We start from the raw sequence: 26,384 nt of genomic DNA on the forward strand, positions 1-26,384 counted from the left end.
GATTCATTAACGGTTGGAAAGAAGTCTATTTTATTTGCCATTCAAAGCCTTTTGGACATGACTTAAGATACCGCGCAAGATAGTGACTTCCATATACTCCAATTTTGCACGATTAAATATGCGACGAATTCGTTGTAGTAAACGTCTTGTAGGTCGAGTCGGTTTTAGAAACCTTATTGCCGACATGACAACATTCAAATGCTCATAAAATTGTTCAACCTCATCCGCAGTCGCCAGACGATCGTGGGGACTCAACTCCACTTCAGCAATGGGGGACAATAATTTCATGCGTAATTCATAAGCGACAATCTGCACAGCTTGAGAAAGATTAAGCGAACTATATTCAGGATTACTTGGAATATTAATATGATAATGACTACGCAATAGCTCTTCATTTGTTAGACCAGCATGTTCACGTCCAAAAAGAATAGCAATTTCGGTTTGGTCTGATTTCCCTGCAATTAATGTAGCACTCTCTGATGGGGTTAGACCCGGCAAGGCAATCCCACGGGGTCTGGCGCTCGTTGCGAAAACTAATTGACATCCTTTTAGAGCTTCATCAAGGGAGTCAGTAACAATTGCTTCATCCAGTACATCATCAGCACCAGCGGCCATCTCGTAGGCTTTTTGATGAGGAAATGATTTTGGGGAAACCAAGTAAAGTTTGCGAAATCCCATCGTTTTCAATGCCCTGGCTGTAGAACCAATATTGCCAGGATGAGAAGTAGCAATTAACACTATGCGGATTGCTGAAAAATTCATAATAAGATCAATTGTACCGGATTACATCAAATTGCCATCTCAAGCAGTAAAGGACTCCCTTTATAGAGATCGGTCATTTTGAGCCAAAGCTAATGCCTTGCACAATATCTCTATTACGCAGGAAATAACAATTCATAGAGTTGTCTTTTTAATAATTGCAACTATACAGCAATGACTTCTCTCTGTACAAAAAAAAATGTGCTAGAATCGCTGACTTTTGTGGAAACGAGCAAACCCATGCAACCATTATTAAATATTGCCATCACTGCCGCACGCTTAGCTGGCGACATTATTCTCCGTCATATGGAGCAAATCGACCGCCTAAAGGTTACCGCTAAAAATGGTGAAGAATACTTTAGTGAAGTAGACATCAAGGCTGAACAGGCAATTATTGCTGCTATCCATAAAGCTTACCCCGATCATGGTATTATTGCTGAAGAGAGCGGTATTTATAATGATGATGCAGACTCCGTTTGGATTATTGACCCCTTAGATGGCACTACTAATTATCTGCATGGGTTTCCTTTTTTCTCAGTATCTATCGCGCATCGGGTAAAAAATCGTATTGAACATGCAGTAGTTTATGACCCTCTACGACATGAATGCTTTTCAGCGAGTCGCGGACGAGGAGCTCAATTGAATGACCGTCGTATTCGTGTATCGAAGAAAACCCAATTATCTGAAGCACTACTTGGTACTGGCTTTCCTTTTCGTAACCTCACATTAGCACAACGATATCTGCCCACTTTTGAAGCGTTAATAGGAAAATGCGCTGGGGTGCGTAGAACCGGCTCTGCTGCACTTGATTTAGCCTATGTGGCAAGTGGACGATTAGATGGATTTTGGGAGTTTGGCTTGCGCCCCTGGGATATCGCAGCCGGTGCATTATTGATCAAAGAGGCCGGGGGCATGATCAGTAGTTTGCAAGGTGGCGAAGACTATATGAAGCAAGGGGATGTAGCCGCAGGAACACCTAAAGTGTTTAAATCTCTATTACAAACATTAATGCCAGTGGTTAAACGCTAGTTAAATTCCAGAGTCCGAGCATATCCAGTACTCGGACTCGTGCCAACCTTTCTATTTTCGTTGCCTATATTTTAGATTCCAACTGAGCTCTCAGACCGGGTTTTAAACCTAAAGCCGTAGGTAATTGATCAGCGAGCGCTGTACCAAGGTTTTTAGAGAAACGCTCAAGCACACTTTCCTTGAAGGTATAGTCAATGACTTTCTCAAGCTGCATTTTATCGCGAACTATCTGACCGCTACTTGCAAAGTCATCGATGAGACCTCTTTCTTTTGCTTGTTCGCCAGTCCAGAAAAGCCCCGAAAATGTATCATCATCAATTTTAAGACGACTCCCTCGTCCTTCTTTTACCTTCGCTATGAATTGTTGGTGAATATTATCAAGCATGGTTTGGAGTAATTGTGCTTGTTGCGGGGTTTCAGGAGAAAAAGGATCTAGGAATCCTTTATTTTTACCCGCTGTCTGCAGACGTCGACTTATGCCCAATTTCTGCAGGGCATCGACAAAACCAAAGCCATTGTACAATACCCCGATTGAGCCCACGATACTGGATGGATTAGCATAAATTTCATCCGCTCCTGCAGCCACGTAATAGGCAGCTGAGGCACACATATCTACACAGACTGCATAGGTTTTAACTCCAGGGTATTTCTGGCGGTAATATTGCAAAGTATTGAACATATAATCTGCCTGTACTGGACTTCCACCAGGGCTATTAATACGAATTATCAACGCCTTTAAACCCTTGCTTTTGTAGGCTGAATCCAACCCTTTTGCAAAATTCTCAGCATTAGCAGCATCCGTATCAAATATTGTTCCAATCACATCAATCAGACCAACATGCGGTTTAATTCGCAAACTCTTATCTTCCTCACTATAGGTATATATCTGATAAATTATGAAAACAAAGAGGACAAAGAAAAGAGCACGCTTGACCCAACGCCAACGTCGTTGGCGCTTTTGTTCGCGCATGTATTCAATAACTATCTGATTTAACAGTACCTGTGAATCAGGGGTCTCGTTTGCTGGAGTATCATTCATTTGTATTTTTACCACTTGATTTTTATAAATGAACCCACATTTTACGGCAGGTATGAAGTATTTTAAACAATCATTTTAAGAGAGGTTCATGTCATGCGGATGGATAAGCTTACCTCAAAATTTCAAATGGCTCTGGCTGATGCACAATCATTGGCTTTAGGTCGGGATAATGGTTTTATTGAACCTGAACATCTTATGAAAGCGTTGCTTGATCAACAAGGAGGCAGTTGCCGTCCATTATTGACAAAAGCAGGCGTAAATCTGTCACAGCTACGTAATTTAGTTGATCAGGCTTTAGATAAATTACCTAAAGTTTCAGGCACTGGTGGTGAGATTCACATCTCCAATGGGCTTGGACGCTTATTAAATTTAACGGATAAATTAGCGCAACAACGCAAAGACAGTTATATCTCAAGCGAATTATTTATTCTTGCAGCTATTAATGAAGATGGCTCTCTTTCTCGATTATTAAAACAGGCTGGCGCCGATGAGAAAGCTTTGGAAAAAGCAATTAATGATATTCGTGGGGGTGAAACTGTTAATGACCCCAATGCCGAAGAACAACGCCAAGCATTGGAAAAATATACGATTGATTTAACTGAACGCGCTGAACAAGGAAAATTAGACCCAGTCATTGGTCGTGACGATGAGATTCGCCGAACTATCCAGGTCCTACAACGCCGTACTAAAAATAACCCTGTACTCATTGGTGAACCAGGAGTTGGTAAAACAGCAATTGCTGAGGGGCTTGCACAACGGATTGTGAATGGTGAAGTTCCAGAAGGTTTAAAAAATAAACGTTTATTATCTTTAGATATGGGAGCTCTCATTGCCGGAGCTAAATTTCGTGGTGAATTTGAAGAACGCTTAAAAGCAGTTCTCAATGATCTAGCGAAACAAGAAGGACAAATTATTCTTTTCATCGATGAATTACACACCATGGTTGGTGCTGGTAAAGCCGAGGGGGCTATGGATGCCGGCAATATGTTGAAACCTTCCCTGGCTCGTGGGGAATTACATTGCATTGGAGCGACAACTTTAGATGAATACCGTCAATACATCGAAAAAGATGCTGCTTTAGAACGTCGCTTTCAAAAAGTATTGGTCGATGAACCCAGTGTTGAAGATACAATCGCCATACTGCGAGGCTTAAATGAGCGTTATGAAGTACATCACGGGGTCGATATTACTGACCCAGCTATCGTAGCAGCAGCTACCTTGTCTCATCGTTACATCACTGATAGACAATTGCCTGATAAAGCAATCGATTTAATCGATGAGGCAGCGAGCCAGATTCGGATGGAAATTGATTCTAAACCAGAAAGCCTGGATAAGTTGGACAGACGTCTAATCCAATTAAAGATTGAGCGAGAAGCACTTAAGAAAGAAAGTGATGAAGCCTCTAAAAAACGATTAGAGGATTTAGAAGAATTAATTGATGAACTCGAAAAGAATTATTCGGATCTTGAGGAAGTCTGGAAAGCAGAAAAAGCCACTTTGCAAGGAGCCACTCAGATTAGGGAGTCGCTAGAACAAGCCAAGATTGAGCTGGAAACTGCTCGACGAGCAGGTGACTTGGCACGCATGTCTGAACTGCAGTATGGCCGTATCCCTGAGCTTGAGAAGCAGTTAACCCAGGTGACCGCAACTGAAGCCAGTGAAACTAAATTAGTGCGTAACAAGGTTACTGAAGAAGAAATTGCGGAAGTTGTCTCCAAGTGGACAGGTATTCCTGTCTCCAAAATGTTGGAAGGTGAAAAAGAAAAACTATTACATATGGAGGAAGCTCTCCACAAACGTGTAATTGGTCAAAACGAAGCAGTTGATGCTGTCGCTAATGCCATCCGCCGTTCACGCGCTGGATTGTCCGACCCGAAACGTCCAATTGGCTCATTTTTATTTCTTGGTCCAACTGGCGTCGGCAAAACAGAGCTATGTAAAGCTCTAGCCGCATTTCTTTTTGATACCGAAGAAGCAATGGTACGCATTGATATGTCTGAGTTCATGGAAAAGCATTCCGTTGCAAGACTCATTGGAGCGCCTCCTGGCTATGTAGGCTACGAGGAAGGAGGTTATCTCACCGAAGCAGTTCGTCGTCGCCCTTACTCCGTTATTTTGCTCGATGAAGTTGAAAAAGCGCACAGTGATGTATTTAATATTCTCTTACAGGTGCTTGATGATGGTCGCTTAACGGATGGCCAAGGCAGAACTGTTGATTTTCGCAATACAGTTATTGTAATGACATCTAACTTAGGCTCTTCTCTCATTCACGACATGGGGAGTAAGTTAACTTATGAGCAAATTAAAACTGCTGTCATGGATATTGTGAGTCAACATTTCCGTCCTGAATTTATCAATCGAATCGATGACACCGTTGTCTTCCATTCTTTAGGAAAAGAAGAGATTGCAACCATCGCCTCTATTCAAATTGGCTTTTTGCAAGAGCGATTGCAGCAGCAAAATATTTCCTTGCATGTTAGCCCTGATGCACTGGCTCATTTAGCGGCAGCAGGATTTGATCCAGTCTATGGAGCAAGGCCATTAAAGCGCACTATTCAACAAAAACTTGAGAATCCCCTAGCTCAAGCTTTGCTAACTGGTCAATTTAAACCCGGTGACACTATCCAAGTTACCTGGAAAGAGGAGCATTTGTACTTTGACACAAAGTAAAGTAAGAAACAGGCTGAGAACGCTTATAAATGTTCTCAGCCTGTTTTTAAAAAGCTAAAACCTCTGAGACTTGTTTTAATTTATTATGCCGAATATCCAAATCCATCTTCATGTGCTCTTCCCCAGTATCATCACTCCATGCTTTACAATTAAGTTGTGGTCTACCTGGAATTTCCACATAATTTTTAAATGCGGTTAAACTTAGTTCTTTAGCCGTATCATCGAGTAAATTCTCAACCATCGAGTTAATACCAGAATTAAGCACATCTTTTAATTTTGGAGTATGAGAATTACACCGTCCCAATGCCATCACATAAGCACCCAACAAAGTATAGGTACTGTTAATCGTTAACGCCTGAGAAAGATAATCTTGAAAACCTATATACCTTGTCATTTCACTGCTAGGAATTGGTACACCTTGGGGCAAAACACGCTCAGGCAAACTAAGTTTGAGTATTTCTTTTGATGTTTCACTCATGGTTGGTTGGAAAGAGTTAATCAACTCAAGCAAATTATCACGGGTCAAAAAAGACTCCTTAGTAAACTTTCCAATGACCATTTTTGAAAATTTTGGCAGGATATCTGCAATTGCTTTATCGGTTTCGCGCAAAGATTGTGCCACTGACTCTACAAAAGAAATAACATGTAATTGTCGTGTTATAGGTAAGGCTTTCTGACGAGCAGTCACAATAATTTCCTTAAGGTTTATATAAAAATCTGGGTCCTCTTGAATATAAGGAAATTGATCACCTACAGTTTTATTTTCAACAGTAAGATCAGGTTGCTCCAGATAGGTCTTATAGGCTTCGCAACAAGTTGCTAGCGTTTCATCATCTAATTTATCAAGTTTGAACTCTTCTTCAAGCACTTGAAACAGGGTACAACTGTTTTTTGCATTGTAGCCAAAAAATGCGTAGGGTTGACTATAGGAGTTATCGAGACGTTTATAACGATAAAATATAGCTCCTAATAAAACATTTTGTGATTGATTTAATATGGTGGGCGTTCCTTCGGTAGGTAGTTTCGGTAATAGCTGATTAATACACGCTGTTTGATCACGTCGTAACTCTTTATTAGTACTAATAAAAAAGCCCGATTTTTTCGGTGCTTTTTCATTATATTTCCCCTCTAAACCTCCTACCTTTTTGCGTAATTCGTCATACTTAGCTGGAATATAACGCCTGGACAAATTATTAAATGTAGTAATTAAAGTATCTGTCTTTTTCTGTAACTCTTGATACTCTGGCGGTATATAGCCCATATGCTCTCCTTAAAATAGGCTTTTAATCCCTATTTTTGTCATTAAATCTGAAAATCCGCCCCAAGAATCTGAGGCGAGTTGACCTCTTTGTGCGTGAAGGCTTCCCTGCATATTTGTTGGAAAAGCTTCAAACAAATTTTTTGTTTGTTGATACTGTGTACTTTTTTCATAAACCCAACAGCAAAAATTCTCTAACTCCATGAGGCTTGTTTTGTAAATCTCAAGATCAAGTTCGCTCAAAGACTCAATACCAAGATGCTGTTGCAACAATCCTAGCAATGGTTTATTTAAAAACCATTGCAAAGTATTGTCATATTTAAACCAAACATAAGCATAGATACCGATCAAAACTAAATGCTTCGTGTGTGAATTTATTACATGGCCTGAATGCGTTGCCCCCGAGTAAAAATCCAAGCAATTTGCTGTTTGCTGGATCAAATAAGCATCATCGAATAATTGCTTATGCGGTGTTGAAAGAGACCAAGTACAAAAGAGACTGCCAAATGAAGATTGCTTTGCCAAAGCGTGAGTTAGTGATTCTGACAAACTCCGAGCATCCTGCTGCAAATCCTCAAACGTTGGCATGGTTTTCTCCTTGCAAGCCTTCGCCCGCACTCAACACAGCGAGCCTGCTGACCCAAAGCCATTATCCTTGGGAACCTTCTTTTTTTATAACAATCTGCCAAAGAATTTGCAACATGTGAATGATTAAATCTTTATTTGTTAAATTCTTAAACATTCATGGCAATTCCAAAAAGACTTGGGAAAGCACTAGATTTATATGAGCAGGTTTTAAAAAAATCGCTAAAAAGGGCAAAATAGATTGCTATTTGCGCCTTTTAGCAAGTTTTTGATAAGTGGTGTTGAAAGAGTTACTTAAATTTTAAATCAATATAAGAGACTAAATGTTGGTGGATATTATCAAAGCCGCGGTTGCTCATTACTAAAATTGCATCCCCTGGACGAGCCTCTGCTACTACGGCACTTACTATTGCATTGGCATTGGGCAATACTTGGTAAGGGCAGACCCAATCTTTTACTACATTAGAAAGACTAAAGTGCTCAGGATTTAGAACGTAAGCGCAATCAACGGTTGACAAGGCTTGAGCCATTGCATTGGCATGTACGCCAGTTTTCATGGTATATGAAGCAAACTCCAGAACTGCCAATATACGTTTATGCCGATTACTTTGCTTTAAGGCATTAATAGTTTTGGTAATGGCTGTAGGGTGATGAGCAAAATCATCATACACCGTAATGTCATAGCGATTTGATTTTACCTCCAGGCGACGCTTAACCGGTTTAAATTCAGCCAATGCGCGAGCAGCCACTTCAATTTCAACACCAGCATGATAGCTTGCAGCAATTGCAGCTAAACCATTTTCAATATTAAACTGTCCAATCAAGGGCCAATTTACCTCTGCCACTGCCTTGCCTTTGTGCCAAACACAGAAAGAACGCCCACTCTCATCCCGTATTTCTGCCCGCCAAGTTGCATCACCATTTAAAGCTAACTCCTCAACTGGAGAAAAAACCCCTTGCATCAGTACCTTGTTTAAAGCTGCATCATCACGTGGCTTAATCACAACCCCCTTACCCGGAATAGTTTTTAAATAGTAATGAAACTGTTGCTGGATAGCTTCAAGGTTGGCGTAAATATCTGCGTGATCAAATTCCAAATTATTTAGAATAGCTACTTCAGGCCGATAATGCATTAATTTTGGCCGTTTATCAAAAAATGCACTGTCATATTCATCTGCTTCAATGACAAACCATTGACCCTGACCTAGATAAGCACTTGTATTAAAATTAGGAGCAACACCACCTATGAGAAAACCTGGCTGCAAACCAGCCTGCTGCAAAATAAACGCTAACATGGATGTGGTTGTAGTTTTCCCATGGGTACCTGCAACTGCTAGTACGCGATAACGAGGCAATATATTTTCTGCTAACCACTGAGGCCCAGAAGTATAATTTTTTCCAGCATTAAGCACTGCCTCAAGTACAGGCATACCTCTTTTAATAGCATTACCAACAATGACACAATCAGCTTTTAGTGCTAGCGTACTATCGTCATACCCTTCAGTCCATTCAATATCTTTTGCCCTTAATAAGTCGCTTACAGGGGGATAACAATTGGCATCACAACCTGTTACTTTAAACCCTGCCTCTCTGGCTAAAATGGCCAAAGCACTCATAAACGTTCCGCTAATTCCTAAAATATGTAAATGCATAGTCTTTCTCATCGCCAAAATGAAACGGTTAAAATATTGCATGCCAGTAAACCAAAACTAGCTAAAATGGAAGTAAGGTTATCTACCTCAAGGGCATGTTTATACACATGTGCCGTTACCAAAAATTGCCAAACCGTCAAGATTAAAGTCAAAATTAAATAAATAATTCCTAATAATAACGCAAAACCATGGCTCATGTTTACAGTTGCTAGCGCTGGAGCTACAAGTAACAAAGGAACAGCAAAAAGATGAACAACGAAATGACATGCGATAAGTGAGGTTATCGTTTGGACCATGCGATTCGCCTTGCGATTTGCCTTTAATAATACAAATGTAAATATAAAATACGCAGTAATTAAGCCCATACCGGCAGCAATAGAACTTGTCATCTCAAATTGCTGTTTTACATCTGCCATAAACCACTGCAACACGATTAAGAAAAAAAATAAGAAGACAACAATAACCATTAATGGTATTGAATAAGGAGTATTGGCTGGGCTTTCTTTGAAAATAGAAACCTGCCAATAACACTTAAAAATTGCCTCCCACATTCTTGATCCTGTTTAAACTTTACGCTTCTTAATAATTTTTACTTGCTGCACAACCGGTTGCCGCCAAGGGCCAGAAATTTTGTAGGTATACCCACTTATTTTTTGCATTCCTTGATTAATTATTTTACTAGCCACCCAAGTTGCAATACCCGCAATTGGACCACCAGCAATGGTTGCTACTACAGGTAAGCTCGCAGTGATATGAGGATTTACTTTTAAATCAAGATCATAGTATTGCTTGGCGATATCAAGTTTTCCTTTCATGCTAGCATAGGCAACGGGGCCGTCGATATAACTATCTTGCGTAGTCATGACACCATTAGCAATTGAAAAACTACCTTCGAATTCATCAAAGCTGTAGCCACTTTCTGATAAATCACTAAAGTCCAATTTAAGGCGCCGTGGTATCGTTTGTAAACTCAAAATGCTTAATAATTTACCCAAACCCAATTTTTCTTCTGTTTCAGGGCTAAGATTGGTAATGCGCCCATCTTTAAAACTGATCCCCATTTGTCCATTAAGTTTGGTCAATGAAAAATCATAAATAGGGCCTTTCCAGCCACCACGAAATTGCACATCCCCCTTATTTGCCTCAACAACGGGACTTACTTTCCAATTCTCTAAACTTTTCGCGAGATTTGTAATATGCAAATTTGCTTGTAATTTAGTCTGATTCCCTTTGCTGCTTTCTTGCCAATAACCCTTCGCAGTCAATTCATAAAATGGCGATTTAATTTTACAAGAATTAAGTTGCCACTGATTTTTTAGGGTAGTGGCTTTCAATGAAACATCACCAATATCTAGTTGATCAAATTGAAAAGAAGCTATTCTTAAATCAAGATTAGGCATATCAGCTGGCTTTAATTTGGAGAGATTTTCCTTCGTGAAATTCGCATCATTCTTTTGCTCTAAATGCAATTTCTCAAATACCCCAGTTACCGTATTACTTGTTGGTTGATAGCGCAAATTGGCTGCAATTTTTTCTTGATTTAAGTGAATGGACCACCCGCCTTTTTCCAATTTAATTGCTTTAATTGACAAATTTTTATAACTTTGATTAAAAATCTTGGCCACCTGGAGTTTAATATCAACTAAATTTAAAACCTCAGGTAAATCTTGTTGTTCCGAATTTTGAGCAAGTTTTTCCTTTATACTAAGCCATTGTTGTAAATCAAAGTCCGGTAAAGAACCTAAAATTTGTAAGCCATGCTGCTGCTCGTGCCCTTCAACATCATTCTGACCTAGAATGATCTTTCCTTTTTGTAATTCAAAAACACCTTTAGGCCTTGAGAAAATCAAGTCACTCCGAAGCTTTTCATCGTAATTAAATCGCAATCTCACTACTTTTTGCGGATTAAAATCTATGTCGATTACCAAGGGGGCGTTACTTTCACTTGTTTTCCCTAACGGTGAAGGTAAATCTATACTTAAACCATGCAATGAAGTCTGGATACGCAAATGATCCAAATCACTTGGCTCATCAGTCAACGTGAGCAAACTTTCTAACCACAAGGAACCATCCATTAATGAAAATAAAGGCAGCTTAAATTTTCCCTGTAGCACAGAAATATTAGTCTGGCCTTTTAATCTCACCTCCGTAGAGGGTGATGGGCCGTGAATAGATTTAATTAACAAACTAACTGGATTACCTAAGAGTTTTGCTTGAAGATTGCTATCCAGGACACCTTGTTGATCAAACTGTAGGGTCCCTTTCAAGTTTTTAAGCTCCACATTATCCAAAGCATGATGAACATTCACATTATTGTTATTAAAAACAATATCTCCCAGGGCTAGTATTTCATCATTTTCAGGATAAAGTGGCGCTTCTAATTGTAAATCTAACTCTATCGGCCCTTTCATTTGGATTATATTCAAGGCCGACAATTTTTTCTTCAGCGGAGAAGAACGTACATAGGCTAATGCCTTACTGGCATCAGTTTTCGCCTTCGTATGAATTAATAAAGTCTCGCGATCCAAACCCAGATCATTAACACGTAGATTGCCTTGCCCGATTACAATACCTTGTAAGTTAGCATGAACGATATCTGCTTCAAGAGTTCGTTTTTCCACATTAAGATAAGCTTCAATATCTCGAGTAATTGGCCAGTTACGAGCAAAAATTAAATCAACACCGGATAAATAGCCTTTAATAGAGAACTCACCAGGCTGTCTATCAAAAGGAAAATCACTCATATTACCATTAAATGTTAGTTCACCAGTGGCCTTGCTAATACGTTTGATGTTATTTTTCAACCAAGCATCCAACTTGGGTTTCAAATGCTTAGATGGTAGGTAAGGCAACCACTGTTGAGCGTCATTGGATGAAAACTCAGCTTTCAACCGTAATGGTCCTGTAAAACCCTTAGATATCTCATCAGCTACACCCTGAGCGCTCAATAGGAGATTAGGATGGCTTAGTACAAAACGCTCCATACTTACCCGCATCCCCTGCTCCAATTCTTTCCAGTCGAAAGCAGCATTTAACATTGAGAAAGTAACAGGTGGTTGATTTTGAGGCACCAAGACAGTGTTTTCACCATCCAACTCCAATCGTCCCTCTGTAGGTTGCCAATGAATTACCCCTGAAAGATTTTCAACACCAGGATGATTATTATTAGGTAACCATCCTAATTTGGTAAAACGTGAAAGCGCATAATTAATCCCATTTTGATCCATTTGCAGCTGTGTGTCATGAAGCTCACCAAAGGGCTTCATTGCTAAAATAGAATTCATTGAGTCTGGCCATACAATAGATGCTGAAAATAGGGATTGTAGTAAAATATTTTTTATATAAATAAAATAATTCTGAGTATTTTGTTGGTAGCGAATTAAAAAAGAATTTTCTGGCCATGAGGTACCACTTAATCTTAGGCCGATGTGGTCTCCTGATAACTGCCAATTACCTCCATTAGTAGGACTCCAGGCCAAATTGGCTTTCAATGATTGAATAAGCTGATCCTTTTCCGTGTGCGTATCCCTCCAAGCTAAATGATCAAAATGCAATCTCCCCTGAGCATTCGCAAATGCTCCTTTGTTTATATCCGCCCATAATTGAATATCCCCCATTCCACCTAGCAATTGAAAGCGAGTATTAGGAATAAATTTTTGCCATTGAGCGGGTAACAACTTTTGAGCAGAAAAAAAGGCATGACCTGAGGTTTTATTTAAAGCATCAGGATCTAAATTGAGATCTGCCAGTAATTCAAAACTAGTTGGAGTAGCTTGTTCAAGGTGAGCTCCGCCTTTTATATGATAACGTCCAGAATGATTAGCAATACTAAGATTAAGCTCATTCAATGGAATAAGCGTACCATCTTTGAAATAAACATCTGCTGATAAATTTTTTAAAATTATTTTTTGCTGGTCTAGAATCCACTCCAAAACAGGTTTTAAAGTTTCAGCATCGAAGCTCATATTTTGCTGATTAGTAATCCCTTCTATCTGCCAACCTTCCTCTGTTTGATGTAAATTCAAATGCAGATCATCGATAAAAAGCACGCCTGGCTGAATTTGCCAATGCCATAAAGAACTAAATACATTAATACCAACAAACAGTTTGTTTAATTTAAGAACCACCTTTTTCCCATCTAAAACTTCAACCTGGTTCAATTTAATTACAGGCTCAAACCAATACCATCCCGTTTCCATCGTACTAATGGCAACCGGCTCGCCCAATAGGGTTGACAGATGATGTTCTACGTCTGTTTTATATTGTTTTGCCCAGGGGGTTAACGCGCGAAAAAGGCTTGAAATAACCGCAGCGACAATAACCAGGATAGCTAAAGACATCCAACATCGTTTTAAGAATTTATTCACCGCGTTTGTTAAATTTAATAGTAGAGCTTTTACTATACCACTGCTTTTGTGCGTACTCATCACTTTCTTTCTGTTCCGTGCGTTCTTGTTTCATTTTTTGCTGTTCTTCCCAACGTTCTAATAAGCGTTTTACTGCATCTTCCTCAGATTTAGTTTGTAAATAAACTGCCTCATAGTGTGATCTTTGCTTAGCAAGTTGAGCCAGATGTTGGTTCATTTGTCCAAGAGCGGTATCCAATTGCGCAATAAAATCAATGCGGTTACGAATACGGCCAACTGTACAACCAGCATCACCTAAGTTATTCAATTGCTGAACATAGTCTTGACGATAATCGAGTAACTGATTGTGCCGCGATTTACCTGATAAAAATTGTTCTCGTGATCGAATTAAGTTTTCACAGGCTAATTTCGTAGCCTGCTCTTTGATTGCAAGTAACCGCAATAACCGGTCTTTCCGTGAGCTCATGAGTTAGTTTTCTTCCAATAATCCTGCCAAACTTTCAAGCAGCTGCAAACTCGTATCAAAATCTACTTTTTCATCCATATCCTGCACAATATATCCATTAATGTCCTCTCTATACTTAATGGCTTTATCTAATTGTTCATCGTTCCCCTTCGCATAGGCGCCTAATAGAATAAGGTCTTTGTTCTTTTCATAAATAGAAAGGTATTTTTTTACAAGGAGCATTTGCTTCATCTGCCTATCAGGAGCAACAGTAGGCATGACGCGGCTAATTGACGCTTCCAAATTAATAGCTGGAAATTGTCCTGCCTCGGCTAATTCCCTATCCAAAACGATATGTCCATCAAGAATAGCACGCGCAGCATCAGCTATTGGGTCTTGCTGATCATCTCCTTCTGTTAATACAGTATAAAATGCAGTAATTGAACCATTACCAGGCTTGCCATTGCCCGCCCTTTCGACCAGTTGCGGTAATTTAGCAAAGACAGACGGTGGATAACCTTTGGTAGCTGGGGGTTCTCCTATTGAGAGTGCTATCTCACGTTGAGCTTGGGCAAAGCGAGTTAATGAATCCATTAATAATAAGACGTGTTTGCCTTGATCACGAAAGTATTCAGCAATACTTGTCGCAACCATAGCACCATGCAAGCGCATCAAAGGACTTTCATCAGCTGGTGCTGCCACAACCACAGAACGACTAAGCCCCTCTTCCCCTAAATTATTCTCAATAAACTCCTTCACTTCTCGCCCACGTTCGCCAATTAAACCCACTACCACCAAATCAGCCGCAGTAAAACGTGTCATCATGCTAAGCAACACTGACTTACCCACTCCACTACCAGCAAATAGGCCTAATCGTTGGCCACGACCAACGGTGAGCAATCCATTGATTGCTCGGACTCCCACGTCCATAGGCGTGTCAATTGCTGCTCGTTTCAGGGGGTTAAAAGGCTGACTGACTAAGGGGTAAGACTCTAAGGTTTCGATTGCCTCCTTATCGTCTATAGGAAGGCCGGCGCCATTGAGTACTCTTCCTAGCAAATTATACCCAACACCAACCTGCGCCACTCGACCACTGGGAATAATGAGCATTCCTGGGCCAATACCTTGTGTATGTCCAATGGACATGAGGTAGGCATTTTCATTATCAAAGCCTACAACTTCAGCCTCCACTTGTTCGTTATTATTTATTTTTACCCAGCATCTTGCACCCACAGCTTGATGAAATCCGCGAGCCTCCAGAGTCAATCCCACCGCTCGGCTAACACAACCACAATGCAGTAACCCCGAAGTGGGCTTTGCTCGCACAGCGTTTAAAATTTTGCTTAATTGCGATTCATAGGGCTTCATTAGGTATCTTTCTTTTTAGTGGGGTGTGGGGTTTTAATTTCTGTAAAGTGCTTTTTAAATATTTGTTGTAGACGTGTTTTTAAGCGACCATCTAATTCGCTGTACTCCCCTTTTAGATAAAAATCACCCCTTTCCAAATGTTCATCCGCAATCAGAAACGTACTTAACTCTGCAGCTTGCTGCTTATCAAGTTCATTAAGCAACCATTGTATATCGGAAGGATTCATCAACAGTTGCTTGTCAGCCTGGAGGGAAGGAAGTTCTTTTTTTATTTCCTCCAATAACAGCAATAGTTTGTCTGGATGTATTGAAAGTTCAATGCCAATACAAATTTCACATATCCATAGAATGGTTTGTATTAATTCTTGACTTAAGTTGTTATCTAGCAGGAGGACCGGTTTTCTTAATAAATCAAACCAATTAACCAATTCTTGCCGCTTCGATTCTAATTCCTCAGCAGCCATTTGCATGCCTTCTTGATAACCAAGCTTTTTGGCTTCCTCCCGTAATCTTTCACATTCCCTTGCTAATTCTTCCTGCGGATCAATTTCATCAATAGGTTCAGGTTCCGGCACTTTGAATTCCCATACATCAAAGGCGTCCTTATCTTTTTCTTGATATGATGGCTGAAAATCATTATCCACTTAACATCCTCTCTCTCCCTCAAGGTCTAGTTCCATTTCACACGTAGTATGTGAGTATCGAAACAAAGAAAATCAAGCCAGTTTGGCCAAGATAGTAGAAATGGAAGTAGACCTTACTAAATCATTTCATCGCCGCCCTTAGTACCTAAGGCAATTTTGCCTTCTTCTGCAAGACTTCTTGCGATCGCTAAAATATCTCGTTGTGCCTTTTCCACTTCGCTTACCTTGACGGGTCCCTGCATCTCCAAGTCATCTCTTAATAAGTCTGCTGCACGCTTTGACATGTTACCAAAAATTTTCTCTTTTACTGGTTCAGTTGTTCCCTTGAGCGCCAACATTAACTGTTCTGTTGAGACATCACGTAACAAAGTTTGTACACTGCGATTATCCATATCGACCAAATTCTCAAAAACAAACATCTTATCTTTGATTTTGTCGCAAAGCTCTTCATCCCACTCTTGAATCCTATCCAAAACATCAGTTTCAACAGATCCTTCGAGGAAGTTGATGACATCAGCAACGCTTTTAATACCCCCAGCTGAGGCTGCTTTACCTACCTTTTGACCGCTTAATTGTCTCTCAATCACATGACCAAGTTCAGATATAGCCTCAGGTTTGACGGTATCAATAGTACACATACGCAACAGTACTTCAGCCCGTTTCTCTGATGAAAAATAACTGACCACTTCTGCGGATTGCTCACTGTCCAAATGAATTAAAATTGTTGCAATAATTTGTGGGTGCTCATTGCGAATCACATCCGCAATCAAACGTGCATCTAACCACTTTAAGCGATTAAGGCCACTGTCTTTATCAGAAACCAAAATCCTGTCAATGAATGGGATCGCATTTTCTTCTCCCAATGCATTAATAAGCACGGTCCGTAAATAATTTTCTGCATCTACAGTAAGGCTTGTTTGATCTTCAATAGCATTTAGAAACTCGCCAAGCACACCTTGCATCTTGGCTTTGCTAACACTACTCATGGTAGAAATAGCCATACCCACTTTTTGAACTTGCCTTGGCTCAAGATGTTTCAATACTTCGGCAGCATTTTTTTCACCCATGCCCAATAGCAGAATTGCAGCCCGCTCTATCCCATCCATGTTTATCCCCGCTCAACCCAGGTTTTTACTACTTGTGCTACCCTTTTGGGCTCTTTATCCACAACCTGGCGTAGTAATGCCAGTTGCGACTCATAATCATTGGCATGTGGTAACAAATTCTGTGCCTGATACGTTAACTCTGCTTGCTCGGTTTCTGTGGTTTCTTCCTTTTGTGTACCTACTAAAGATCTAAAAAGTGGTCTGAAAAGTCCGAAAATTAAGACCAATATAAAAAGAGCAGCCCCAGATTGCCTCATTATTGACCAAAAGGAATCTTTTTGCCAAAAATGAAGATCGGGTACTGGCTCAATAGGATCAGGTTTAACAAAATGACTGTTCACAACGTTTACGCTATCCCCGCGTTTAGAATTAATACCTATAGCATCAGCTACCAAGGTTTTAATCTGCTCAATTTCGGCTGGCGTTAAGGGCTTCGCTTCCATTTTTTTGGTCTTTGGATCAAAAACCATGCGGTCATCCACCAAAACAGCTACTGTAAGACGCTTAATAGCACCAGGTTGATTTCGAGTATGACTAATCGTTTTATCAAGCTCAAAATTTTTAGTCGTTTGCGAACGAAAATCACTTCCTTCTACAGAATCGGTGTTATTTGTTAATTTTGAATTGTTTTGATTGTTATTGTTATTATTATTTTGCTGCAAGGCTGCATTTGCAGGAGGAGTATTAGACAATGAGCCCGGGACCCCACTTGGACTAGAACCAACATTACGTTTTTCTTCCATTTTTTGTTCGCTTCGTAGCGACTGGGACTCCGGATTATACATTTCCTGGGTTTGCTCAAAAGCAGTAAAATCAACATCTGCGGAAACTTTTGCTTTCACGCGCCCGAAACCCAGTAGTGGTGTTAGAATATCTTGAATTTTTTGGACATATTGTTGCTCGAGTGTTTGACGATAGTCCATGAAGCGTTCGGTGTTCGTAAACAATGTTTGTCCACCCCCCTCACTTAATAGCTGTCCGTTCTGATCAACAACCGTAACTCGGTTGGAAGAAAGGCTGGGAATGCTTGATGCTACTAAATTAATAATTGAGGCAATGGTTTGCTTTTTAATCTCTACCCCAGGATAAATATCAATAAAAACTGAAGCACTTGGCTCACGGTTATCCCTTACAAAAGCAGACTCTCTTGGAATAGCTAAATGAACACGAGCCGATTTAATATCATGAAATTGGCTAATTGTACGTGCTAATTCGGTTTCTAAGGCTTGCTTGTAGCGAGCATTTTCCATAAATTGGCTACTGTTAAATGCATTTTTATCAGCAAATAATTCATAGCCATTGCCGTTACCACGCGGCAAACCTTCTGCTGCTAATTTAAGGCGAGCATCTTGTGCCTCATCAGTTGCTACTAATATTGTTCCTTGATTTTGATCGACTTTGAAAGCTATTCCATGGCGCTGTAATGAGTCCACAATATCAGCGGCATCGCGAGTGCTTATTTCATTGTATAAAGGCATATAACTTGGTTCTCGCGACCATAGTACTACAGCCACACCGATAGCAACACTAGCTGCAAGTCCGAGCATTAAACCTAATTGTCTTGGAATTGATAAATTCGCAAATTTCGCTGCAGCTGTTGAAGCATTGTCGGCCAATGCCATAGTGATATACTCCTGTCCTTACTAAGAAATCCTCAACGACCTCTCAGTTTATAGCGATCCTATTCATCAAATGCCCACAGATTTACTTTCAAAGTTATGCTAATATATTTGAAGTTTTCTAAACGGGCATATTCATAATATCTTGATAAGCTTGTACCATTTTGTTTCTAACACGTAAAGTTGCTTCAAATGCTAGATTGGATTTCTGAGCTGCAACCATTACCTCACCGATACCAACCTTTGGATCCCCCATTTCAAAGCGTGCCTTTAAAGCGTCTGCATTTTGCTGCAGATCATTCACTGTCCCCAGTGCATCTTGTAAGACAGCGCCAAAGGGAGCTTCAGCTGGACTAAATTCAACACTGCCCTCAGCTTTGGAAGCCATCAAACGTAGCTGATTTAATAAAGACACAGTATTTATCTCGCTCATAATTGCCTCCTTGGCACCTAAAACTAAAAAGCAACCTCACTTTTGCCTCTTATTTTGATATCTCAAATACTCAAAATTTGTCAATTTCCCACTAGAGTGTCCGTGTTAAATTATACAGAGTATCCTTCCTCACGCATTTTTGCCAACTTGTAGCGTAAAGTACGCTCGCTTACCCCTAAAATAGCCGCTACCTGCTGACGATTTCCATTATGCTCTTTTAGTGTTTGTTGAATTAATTCAAATTCATGGTTTTGCAAACTTTTACCTTCAACCTTTTTTACATCTGGGCTGTCTATTACAACTAACTCATCCGCATTTTTGGGAAGCTGCAAATGAGGAACTTCAATAATTCCATGTGTTTGTAAAACTAACGCCCTTTGAACTACATTATCCAATTCTCGTGCATTACCAGGCCAGCTATACTCTAAAAGCGCTTGTTTCGCCTCATCACTTAAAGCAGGAATCACAGGTTGATTATTCTGACAGTGACGACGTATTAAATAATTTGCTAAAGGAATAATGTCACATACTCTCTCTCGCAGAGGAAGCCAGTGGAGAGGAAAAACATTTAGACGATAATATAAATCTTCACGGAAACGACCCGCTTTCACTTCATCAAGTAGTTTTCTATTACTAGTTGCTAGCACTCTAACATCAAGTTGAATAAGTTTATTTGCGCCTATTCTTTCAACCTCTTTTTCTTGAAGCACACGTAATAATTTTGCTTGCAGACTTAAGCTCATTTCGCTCACTTCATCAAGCAACAATGTTCCGCCTTGAGCTTGCTCAAATTTACCTGGGGTTGATTTATAAGCACCGGTAAAAGCACCTTTTTCATAGCCGAATAGTGTTGCCTCCAACATTTGCTCAGGAATTGCCGCACAATTTATTGCAATAAATGGATGTTGTTTACGAGGGGAATGATCATGTATGAAATGAGCAAGTACTTCTTTTCCGGTACCACTTTCACCGCTAATCATTACACCAACATCAGACTGTGCCACTCTTAATGCCATTGATAATAAGGCTTGGCTTTTAGGATCCTGGGCAACAGGTTGACTATCATCAGTAGAGAGAGGTTTGATATAGCGATTAATTTTTTCTGTCAGTGCATGTGCACTAAAGGGTTTTTGTAAATAATCTACCGCACCATTGCGCATAGCAGCAACAGCATCTTCAACTGAACCATGAGCAGTCATTAGGATGACAGGCACACCGGGATTACGGCGTTGAATTTCTGCAAGCAATCGCTGGCCATCTATTTTGTCCATACGGATATCACTAAGGACAATAGCAGGATTATGGCGCTCAAGCATTGCTAAAGCTTCTTTGCCATCTTTAGCAGCCAAAAAAGAATGCCCTGCCAGATTCATTGTTTCAGCCAGTGCTTCACGTAAAACTGGATCATCTTCAACTATTAAAACATCACTCATGGTATATCCTTTGTTTAAAGTACCATTATCCTGAAAAAGCAATTGCATGCCACTATATGCCTTTCTCCAGGCTACCTGGTAGATTAATTGTTATACAACTCCCTTGTCCCGACAAAGAATCTAATACCACCTCTCCGCCATGTGCTTTTATTACCGCATTAACGACAGCAAGCCCTAAACCTGTCCCTTGAGCCTTCGTTGTGAAAAAAGGCGAAAAAGCCTGTGATTTAACCTCTTCTGACATGCCAATACCGTTATCAGTAACCTGTATTTGCACGTTATTTGTCTCAACTTTCTGAATATTTACCGTAATATAACTTGCTTTTGCCTGCAAGGCATTGATAATCAAATTTAACAGTGCTCCTGTTAATGATTCTGCATGCAATGAAACTTCTTTGTCCCGTAATTCGTTATTAATTTCTAATTTTGCAGATTGAGCCTGAATTAAGGGTTGCGCCCTTTCAATTAATTGCTCGACCCAACTTTGTATACGCGTTAGCGCAAGCTCAATAGTTTCACCACGAGCAAATAGTAATAAATCTTGGATCTGCTGCTCAATGCTGGCATGACATTCTTGTAATCGTGTAATCCACTGTAGACAACGACTATCCATAGCAGGCTGTGCCGCTAAATGTTCAGCATACAGGATTGCGGACGACAATGGCGTTCTTATCTGATGTGCTAATTGTGCTGTCATCCTACCAATAGCCATGAGACGATGCTGATTTGCTTTCGCTTGCTCATAATCACGCGTTGCAGTCAAATCAGTTAAAATTACCAATTGTCCTGGTAAATTATCTAAAGAAGAAATAGCAACCCGTACTCTGCGACCATCTACTAAAGAAACCTCATGGCCATCATCTTCACGTGGGGCAAATGCTTGTTGAATGACTTCACGCCATGCTGCTCCTCGTAAATGAGATCCCAACAAAGCTTCAGCAGCAGCATTTAGCCAAATAATTATGCCTTTAGCATTAAGCACCAAAAGACCACAGGGCAAACAAGCAAGAATATCTTGTGCTGGTAAATCGATAAATTCTTCTACATTTAAGGGATCTTTTATCACTAGGTAGCCTATACGCTGATAGCTTCTTTATCTAAGACTTTAACAAAATTTGCCGAAAAATAAAAATATAAATAAAAATCATAGGATTAACAAATAATCATATTTGAAAATTATTGATTCTTCATTGGAAAACGAGAATTACGCGGATTTTGTTGCAATTTTTTCAGTTCTACCTGCATAATTTTATAAAATTTGTATGTCTTGATTTAAAATCAGCACGAAGTAAGAGAAGCCATGGATCAACTACAGCATCTACTCAACTATATTTTACACATCGACACCTATCTTTTTTCTTTCGTATCTCATTATGGAACATGGACTTATTTCGTTTTATTCGCAATCATTTTTTGTGAAACTGGCTTGGTTATCTTGCCCTTCCTTCCAGGAGATTCCTTATTATTTGCCAGTGGCAGCATCGCCGCCCAACATGAGGCATCCTTGGATATCTTGATATTATTTGGCTCACTTGTCCTTGCTTCCATCATAGGCAATCAACTTAATTACTTCATTGGTAGACTAGTTGGCCCTCAAGTTTTTTCGAGTAACAACTCACGCTTTCTTAATAAAAAATATTTGAATAAAACACATGCTTTTTATGAAAAACATGGTGGTAAAACAATTATTTTGGCCCGATTTATTCCCATTATTCGCACATTTGCTCCCTTTATTGCGGGAATTGGTTATATGAACCGTTCACAATTTTTCCTTTACAATTTCGCGAGTGCGACTCTTTGGATAGGTAGTCTTGTTTGGTTAGGATACTTTGTTGGCGCTCTACCCATTGTAAAGAATAACTTTACCTTGGTGATTTATGGCATTATCATTCTTTCCATTCTTCCACCCATTCTCACTTTTCTCTATCGTAAGCTTCTTGCCCCTCAACAACATCACAAAATTTAACAATTTTGTCTTTATTTTGTTGCAGCTTTGTAAAAATTATTGCATTAACACCAAAAAATATTGTGCCTGAGCAAATTAGCCACTAAAGTAACGGCTTTTTATAACTAGGAGTAACAATGACTCATTCCTTTTTTGTAAAGCCTTCCAATACTTTATTTGAACACTCTACAACTTTAGCACTATACAATGATAAAAAAGTTCCATTTAATGCCGAAGATCCAGCCCATAGAAAATTAATTGACGATTGCACTCGTACTGTGAAAGAGAAATTACAAGCTCTACAAGCGATGGATGTCAAAATAGCAACGAGTTTCTCTCTTGGAACAATCGCACTAGGCTTATCATATATTCTACCTTTAACTTTGGTTGCTGGTGGTTGTTTTGCTTATGGTGCTTACCAATTAGGACAAAGAAAATTTGCTTATGGTGAGTATACCGAAGCATTGGAAAACTTAGCTAAATGCTGCCGATGGTCTTTAGGAACAGTCCGTAATGAAAATGTTTTAAAAAATGAAACAATCAATGGCATGATCACCACGCTAGCTCCACTTACCACAGCACAAGATTTGCGTGACTTTATTGACGATAAATTTGAAGATCAAGTTATCGAGCAAGCCGAAGATACTAAGCAAAATCTTGATTTCTTAGAACATCATCTTAATCAAAAAGAACAAGAACTTTATTTCCAAATTTATGGTTATAAGCAAGGTGGCTTTTTGAATATTTTGAATGGTATCGCTTATGCGATTAAAAATAGCTTTAACGCACTGAAATCAGCTTGCATCAGTCAAGAACCTGCTCAACCAGCACCATTGCACTAATAACATCTTACTTACCATTTCAAATCCTCTAGATGTTCAATTTGTTCTAGAGGATTTGATGTAGTGCCATAACTACATTTAAAACATACAATGTGTTTTTAATAGCATCGACTCTAAAGTAAGGCCAGGCCCAAAAGCACAACTGAATATATTTTTTTTATGATCTTGTTTCTTCAAACTATTCCAAATACGTTTCAGAACAAAGAGCACAGTCGCAGAAGACATATTGCCGAATTGATTTAGAACTTCATAAGAATATTGATTATCTTCAGGAGTTATATTTAATGCACTTTCGCAAGCCTGAAGAATTTTAAAGCCCCCAGGATGAATTGCATAATAATCAATATCATTAAAAGACCAGTTCTTTTTATTTAATAAATTCTTGGCAAACGCAGCAATACCAGACTTTATCACGTCAGGTACATAAGAGCTAAGTACGATATCAAATCCAGAATCGGCTATATGCCAGGCCATTTCCTGATTGGTCTGTGGTACCAAATCACAATGAAATGACTCCAGCGTTAAATAAATCGAATTGTTTTGTTTTCCCTGAATGAGCACCGCTGCTGCCCCATCAGCAAAGATAGCATTAGAAATGATATTTTCTGTGGTCTGAGCCTTTTGGAAATGGATAGTACATAACTCTATACAAACGACGAGGACATTAGAATCAGGGGCTGCTTGGCAAATGGTATCTGCGATTCTCATGCCATTAAAAGCACCATAGCAACCCATAAAATTAATCGCGGTGCGTTTAGTACTAGGAAGCAACTCCAAACGCTGGACAATTTCTATGTCTAAACCAGGCGCATACATTCCAGTACAACTTACTGTAATGAGATGAGTGATTTCTTTCTTGGAAAATGTTGTTAATCCTTCTAAACAATTTTCAATTGCTTGCAGAGCTAATATTAATGCATGCTGTTTATAAATTTGCATCCGCTTGGCAGTGGTGGGCAATTGCTCATCGGGTTGATTAGGGAAAAAATCAAACTCGCCTTGAGACTTACAATAGTCACTAAGAACGCTATGCCTTTGTTGAATACCCGAAGCTTTGTATATCGCTTTTAGAAATCTTTTTTCGGCAGGTCGGAGTTTAAGTCCTTCACAAATAAGTTCTGCAATTTCTTGCTGAGATCGTTTGTAAGGCGGTGTTGCGACTCCAATAGCAGTAATTGCAGGTTGCATTTGTCAATTCCCTTGAACATAAATTATTTTATTGAATCTTAAAGAGATCACCACACCTCAAAACAACTGTATACTTTAGCATAAATTCATTATGGTTATTTCTTAGTCACTTCTTTATCCAGTTTTCTTAAAAAAGCCATTTTCTCGGCAATCTTAACTTCTAATCCTCTAGAAACAGGTTCATACCAACCAGGTTCTTTCATCCCGTCAGGCAGATAGGTTTCTCCAGCAGCATACGCATGAGGTTCATTATGCGCATAACGATATTCATGTCCGTAGCCTAACTGTCTCATTAAGCGAGTTGGAGCATTACGAAGGTGAAAGGGAACTTCACGGGACTTGTCTTTTTTTACAAAGGCCATTGCCTCATTATAAGCTTTATAACCGGCATTACTTTTAGGAGCTATCGCCATATAAATCACAGCTTGACCTAAAGCCAATTCGCCTTCAGGTGAACCCAAGCGTTCATAGGTAGAAGCAGCATCATTTACCAATTGCATCGCGCGGGGATCGGCTAAACCAATATCTTCCCAAGCCATCCTAATAATACGGCGTATCAAATAAAGTGGATCTACTCCACCGTCCAGCATCCGGCACAACCAATAAAGTGCGGCATCAGGATGTGAACCGCGAACTGATTTATGCAGCGCCGAGATCTGATCGTAGAAATTTTCTCCACCTTTATCAAAGCGTCGATTGGCAGGGCTAAGTGCATTCTCAACCAGTTCGGTTGTAATCTCAATTACCTGTTGGTTTTGCGCTGCCGTATTAATTTGCTCCAATAAATTAAGCAGACGACGAGCATCACCATCAGCATAGGCAACTAAAGTATCGATAGCCTCTTCCTTAAATTGCAGTTGAGGAAATACTTTATTCTGTGCTCGATACAATAAGGCTTTAAGATCAGCTTCACTTAAGGCTTTTAATACATACACTTGCGCTCGTGAAAGAAGTGCTGAAATCACCTCAAACGATGGATTTTCTGTGGTTGCCCCAATAATGGTTATAAGACCTGATTCCGTAAATGGCAACAATGCATCTTGCTGCGCTTTATTAAAGCGATGGATTTCATCAATAAACAATAACGTTCGCCGCTTTTGCTCCAGGTTACGCGAAGCCTCATCAATTGCCCCACGAATGTCTTTGACGCCAGACAAAACAGCTGAAAGAGCTAACCATTCACAATCAAGAGCCTGCGCGCTTAATCTGGCTAAGGTTGTTTTACCTACGCCAGGTGGTCCCCATAAAATCATGGAATGAGGAACACCTGAATCAAAAGCAACTCTTAATGGTTTGCCCTCTCCTAGCAAATGATCTTGCCCAATTACCTCGCGCCAATGCGTAGGTCTTAATAGCTCAGCAAGTGGCATTTGAGATTGCATATTTCTTCACTCATTGTTGAACGACATCCGTTCCTTTCGGCGGTTTAAATTTAAATAGGGTTGTAGCAAGCTTGAGATTAGTTTTTACGTTTTTCAATTTGACAATGGTATGTTGACCTAATTGATCATACATTTCTATGCCACTTAGAGTATCACCCTCAAAAATTAGTTTAACGCGCTGGAAATTCGCTTTATTTGATTTTGAATGTAGATCATATAATTGCGTCTTCCCTTTTGTCGTAGCTGTCACATCAAAATCACGCGTGACGGTATTATCATAGCCACTTAAAAATAAGGCTGCTGTTCCTCCTACACCTTTTTCTTGTTTTTTAACGGTCACTTGTTCTAAATCTACATCATAAACCCATAACCGCTCGCCATCAGCAATAACTAATTGTTCCATGGGATCTTTCGTTTGCCAACGAAACCGTCCAGGGCGTTCAAGCGCCATAGTACCTGATGAGCTAGAGAGTTCTCGTTCCTTCGCTTTTACAGTTTGACTGAAATTAGCACTTAAACTGCGAATTGCATTCAATTTGGTTTGCAAAGTATCTCCCGCATTTTCACTAAATGCACTGGTAGCCAATAGCAATAAGACTAATAAAGCTATTTTTTTCATA

The 26,384-nt window shown here is 39.7% G+C and carries 22 protein-coding genes; 4 read left to right on the top strand and 18 right to left on the bottom strand.

All coding sequences use genetic code 11. The features are described from left to right. Window positions 1–30: 30 nt before the first annotated feature. Window positions 31–762, bottom strand: a complete 732-nt coding sequence (locus Lbru_RS07700; RefSeq protein ID WP_058441607.1) for an RNA methyltransferase — start codon at window positions 760–762, stop codon at window positions 31–33. 237 nt (window positions 763–999) lie between these two features. On the opposite strand from Lbru_RS07700, the gene Lbru_RS07705 reads away from it, so the two are divergent. Further along, the gene (locus Lbru_RS07705) at window positions 1,000–1,788 is read left to right on the top strand and encodes an inositol monophosphatase family protein (RefSeq protein WP_058441665.1); all 789 of its coding nucleotides are present in this window, start codon (window positions 1,000–1,002) and stop codon (window positions 1,786–1,788) included. Between the two features lie 64 nt (window positions 1,789–1,852). On the opposite strand, the gene Lbru_RS07710 is transcribed toward Lbru_RS07705, so the two are convergent. Beyond that, on the bottom strand, window positions 1,853–2,827 hold the full coding sequence (locus tag Lbru_RS07710; RefSeq protein ID WP_058441608.1) for a S49 family peptidase: 975 nt from the start codon (window positions 2,825–2,827) through the stop codon (window positions 1,853–1,855). 93 nt (window positions 2,828–2,920) lie between these two features. Between Lbru_RS07710 and clpB the strand changes: the two genes are divergently transcribed. Next, window positions 2,921–5,497 carry an ATP-dependent chaperone ClpB gene (clpB, locus tag Lbru_RS07715; protein ID WP_058441609.1) on the top strand — a complete coding sequence of 859 codons (2,577 nt, stop codon included), beginning with the start codon at window positions 2,921–2,923 and terminating at the stop codon, window positions 5,495–5,497. A 46-nt stretch (window positions 5,498–5,543) separates the two neighbouring features. Here the strand turns inward: clpB and Lbru_RS07720 are convergent, their stop codons facing one another. From Lbru_RS07720 to Lbru_RS07780, 13 genes are all read right to left on the bottom strand, one after another. Next, window positions 5,544–6,758 (bottom strand): hypothetical protein, encoded by a 1,215-nt coding sequence (locus Lbru_RS07720; RefSeq protein ID WP_058441610.1) that lies wholly within the window; start codon window positions 6,756–6,758, stop codon window positions 5,544–5,546. Between the two features lie 9 nt (window positions 6,759–6,767). Then, window positions 6,768–7,343 carry a hypothetical protein gene (locus Lbru_RS07725; RefSeq protein ID WP_058441611.1) on the bottom strand — a complete coding sequence of 192 codons (576 nt, stop codon included), beginning with the start codon at window positions 7,341–7,343 and terminating at the stop codon, window positions 6,768–6,770. Between the two features lie 287 nt (window positions 7,344–7,630). Continuing rightward, window positions 7,631–8,992, bottom strand: coding sequence for a UDP-N-acetylmuramate:L-alanyl-gamma-D-glutamyl-meso-diaminopimelate ligase (mpl, locus tag Lbru_RS07730; protein WP_058441612.1), 1,362 nt, complete (start codon window positions 8,990–8,992; stop codon window positions 7,631–7,633). Between the two features lie 8 nt (window positions 8,993–9,000). Next, window positions 9,001–9,543 carry a hypothetical protein gene (locus tag Lbru_RS07735; RefSeq protein WP_058441613.1) on the bottom strand — a complete coding sequence of 181 codons (543 nt, stop codon included), beginning with the start codon at window positions 9,541–9,543 and terminating at the stop codon, window positions 9,001–9,003. Window positions 9,544–9,555: 12 nt separating this feature from the next. Continuing rightward, a complete protein-coding gene (locus Lbru_RS07740) occupies window positions 9,556–13,419 on the bottom strand; it encodes a YhdP family protein (protein ID WP_083500867.1) in 3,864 nt (1,287 codons plus the stop codon). After that, window positions 13,352–13,825 (bottom strand): flagellar export protein FliJ, encoded by a 474-nt coding sequence (gene fliJ, locus Lbru_RS07745; RefSeq protein WP_058441615.1) that lies wholly within the window; start codon window positions 13,823–13,825, stop codon window positions 13,352–13,354. Before fliJ ends, Lbru_RS07740 begins: the two co-directional genes overlap by 68 nt. A 3-nt stretch (window positions 13,826–13,828) precedes the next feature. Continuing rightward, window positions 13,829–15,172, bottom strand: coding sequence for a flagellar protein export ATPase FliI (gene fliI / locus Lbru_RS07750; RefSeq protein WP_058441616.1), 1,344 nt, complete (start codon window positions 15,170–15,172; stop codon window positions 13,829–13,831). Next, a complete protein-coding gene (locus Lbru_RS07755) occupies window positions 15,172–15,816 on the bottom strand; it encodes a FliH/SctL family protein (RefSeq protein ID WP_058441617.1) in 645 nt (214 codons plus the stop codon). The genes fliI and Lbru_RS07755 overlap by 1 nt, the downstream gene beginning before the upstream one ends. Window positions 15,817–15,932: 116 nt before the next feature. After that, window positions 15,933–16,922, bottom strand: coding sequence for a flagellar motor switch protein FliG (fliG, locus tag Lbru_RS07760; protein ID WP_058441618.1), 990 nt, complete (start codon window positions 16,920–16,922; stop codon window positions 15,933–15,935). Window positions 16,923–16,924: 2 nt separating this feature from the next. Further along, window positions 16,925–18,544 (bottom strand): flagellar basal-body MS-ring/collar protein FliF, encoded by a 1,620-nt coding sequence (fliF, locus tag Lbru_RS07765; RefSeq protein WP_058441619.1) that lies wholly within the window; start codon window positions 18,542–18,544, stop codon window positions 16,925–16,927. 118 nt (window positions 18,545–18,662) lie between these two features. Beyond that, window positions 18,663–18,974 (bottom strand): flagellar hook-basal body complex protein FliE, encoded by a 312-nt coding sequence (gene fliE, locus Lbru_RS07770; protein ID WP_058441620.1) that lies wholly within the window; start codon window positions 18,972–18,974, stop codon window positions 18,663–18,665. Window positions 18,975–19,084: 110 nt separating this feature from the next. Next, a complete protein-coding gene (locus Lbru_RS07775) occupies window positions 19,085–20,407 on the bottom strand; it encodes a sigma-54-dependent transcriptional regulator (RefSeq protein ID WP_058441666.1) in 1,323 nt (440 codons plus the stop codon). Window positions 20,408–20,459: 52 nt separating this feature from the next. Further along, on the bottom strand, window positions 20,460–21,473 hold the full coding sequence (locus Lbru_RS07780; protein ID WP_058441621.1) for a sensor histidine kinase: 1,014 nt from the start codon (window positions 21,471–21,473) through the stop codon (window positions 20,460–20,462). A 234-nt stretch (window positions 21,474–21,707) separates the two neighbouring features. Here Lbru_RS07780 and Lbru_RS07785 point away from each other — a divergent pair, with 234 nt between their 5' ends. Then, window positions 21,708–22,373, top strand: a complete 666-nt coding sequence (locus Lbru_RS07785; RefSeq protein WP_058441622.1) for a DedA family protein — start codon at window positions 21,708–21,710, stop codon at window positions 22,371–22,373. 116 nt (window positions 22,374–22,489) lie between these two features. Beyond that, window positions 22,490–23,194 (top strand): hypothetical protein, encoded by a 705-nt coding sequence (locus Lbru_RS07790; RefSeq protein WP_058441623.1) that lies wholly within the window; start codon window positions 22,490–22,492, stop codon window positions 23,192–23,194. A 78-nt stretch (window positions 23,195–23,272) separates the two neighbouring features. Here the strand turns inward: Lbru_RS07790 and Lbru_RS07795 are convergent, their stop codons facing one another. The 3 genes from Lbru_RS07795 to lolA form a co-directional block, all read right to left on the bottom strand. Continuing rightward, complete coding sequence (locus Lbru_RS07795; protein ID WP_058441624.1) at window positions 23,273–24,382, bottom strand: type III polyketide synthase; 1,110 nt, start codon at window positions 24,380–24,382, stop codon at window positions 23,273–23,275. A gap of 95 nt (window positions 24,383–24,477) precedes the next feature. After that, window positions 24,478–25,764: a replication-associated recombination protein A gene (locus tag Lbru_RS07800; protein WP_058441625.1), complete on the bottom strand. Its 1,287-nt coding sequence runs from the start codon at window positions 25,762–25,764 to the stop codon at window positions 24,478–24,480. Between the two features lie 10 nt (window positions 25,765–25,774). Then, a complete protein-coding gene (gene lolA / locus Lbru_RS07805) occupies window positions 25,775–26,383 on the bottom strand; it encodes an outer membrane lipoprotein periplasmic chaperone LolA (protein WP_058441626.1) in 609 nt (202 codons plus the stop codon). Window position 26,384 lies beyond the last annotated feature (1 nt).

The organism is Legionella brunensis (assembly GCF_001467025.1).
Lineage (GTDB): Bacteria > Pseudomonadota > Gammaproteobacteria > Legionellales > Legionellaceae > Tatlockia > Tatlockia brunensis.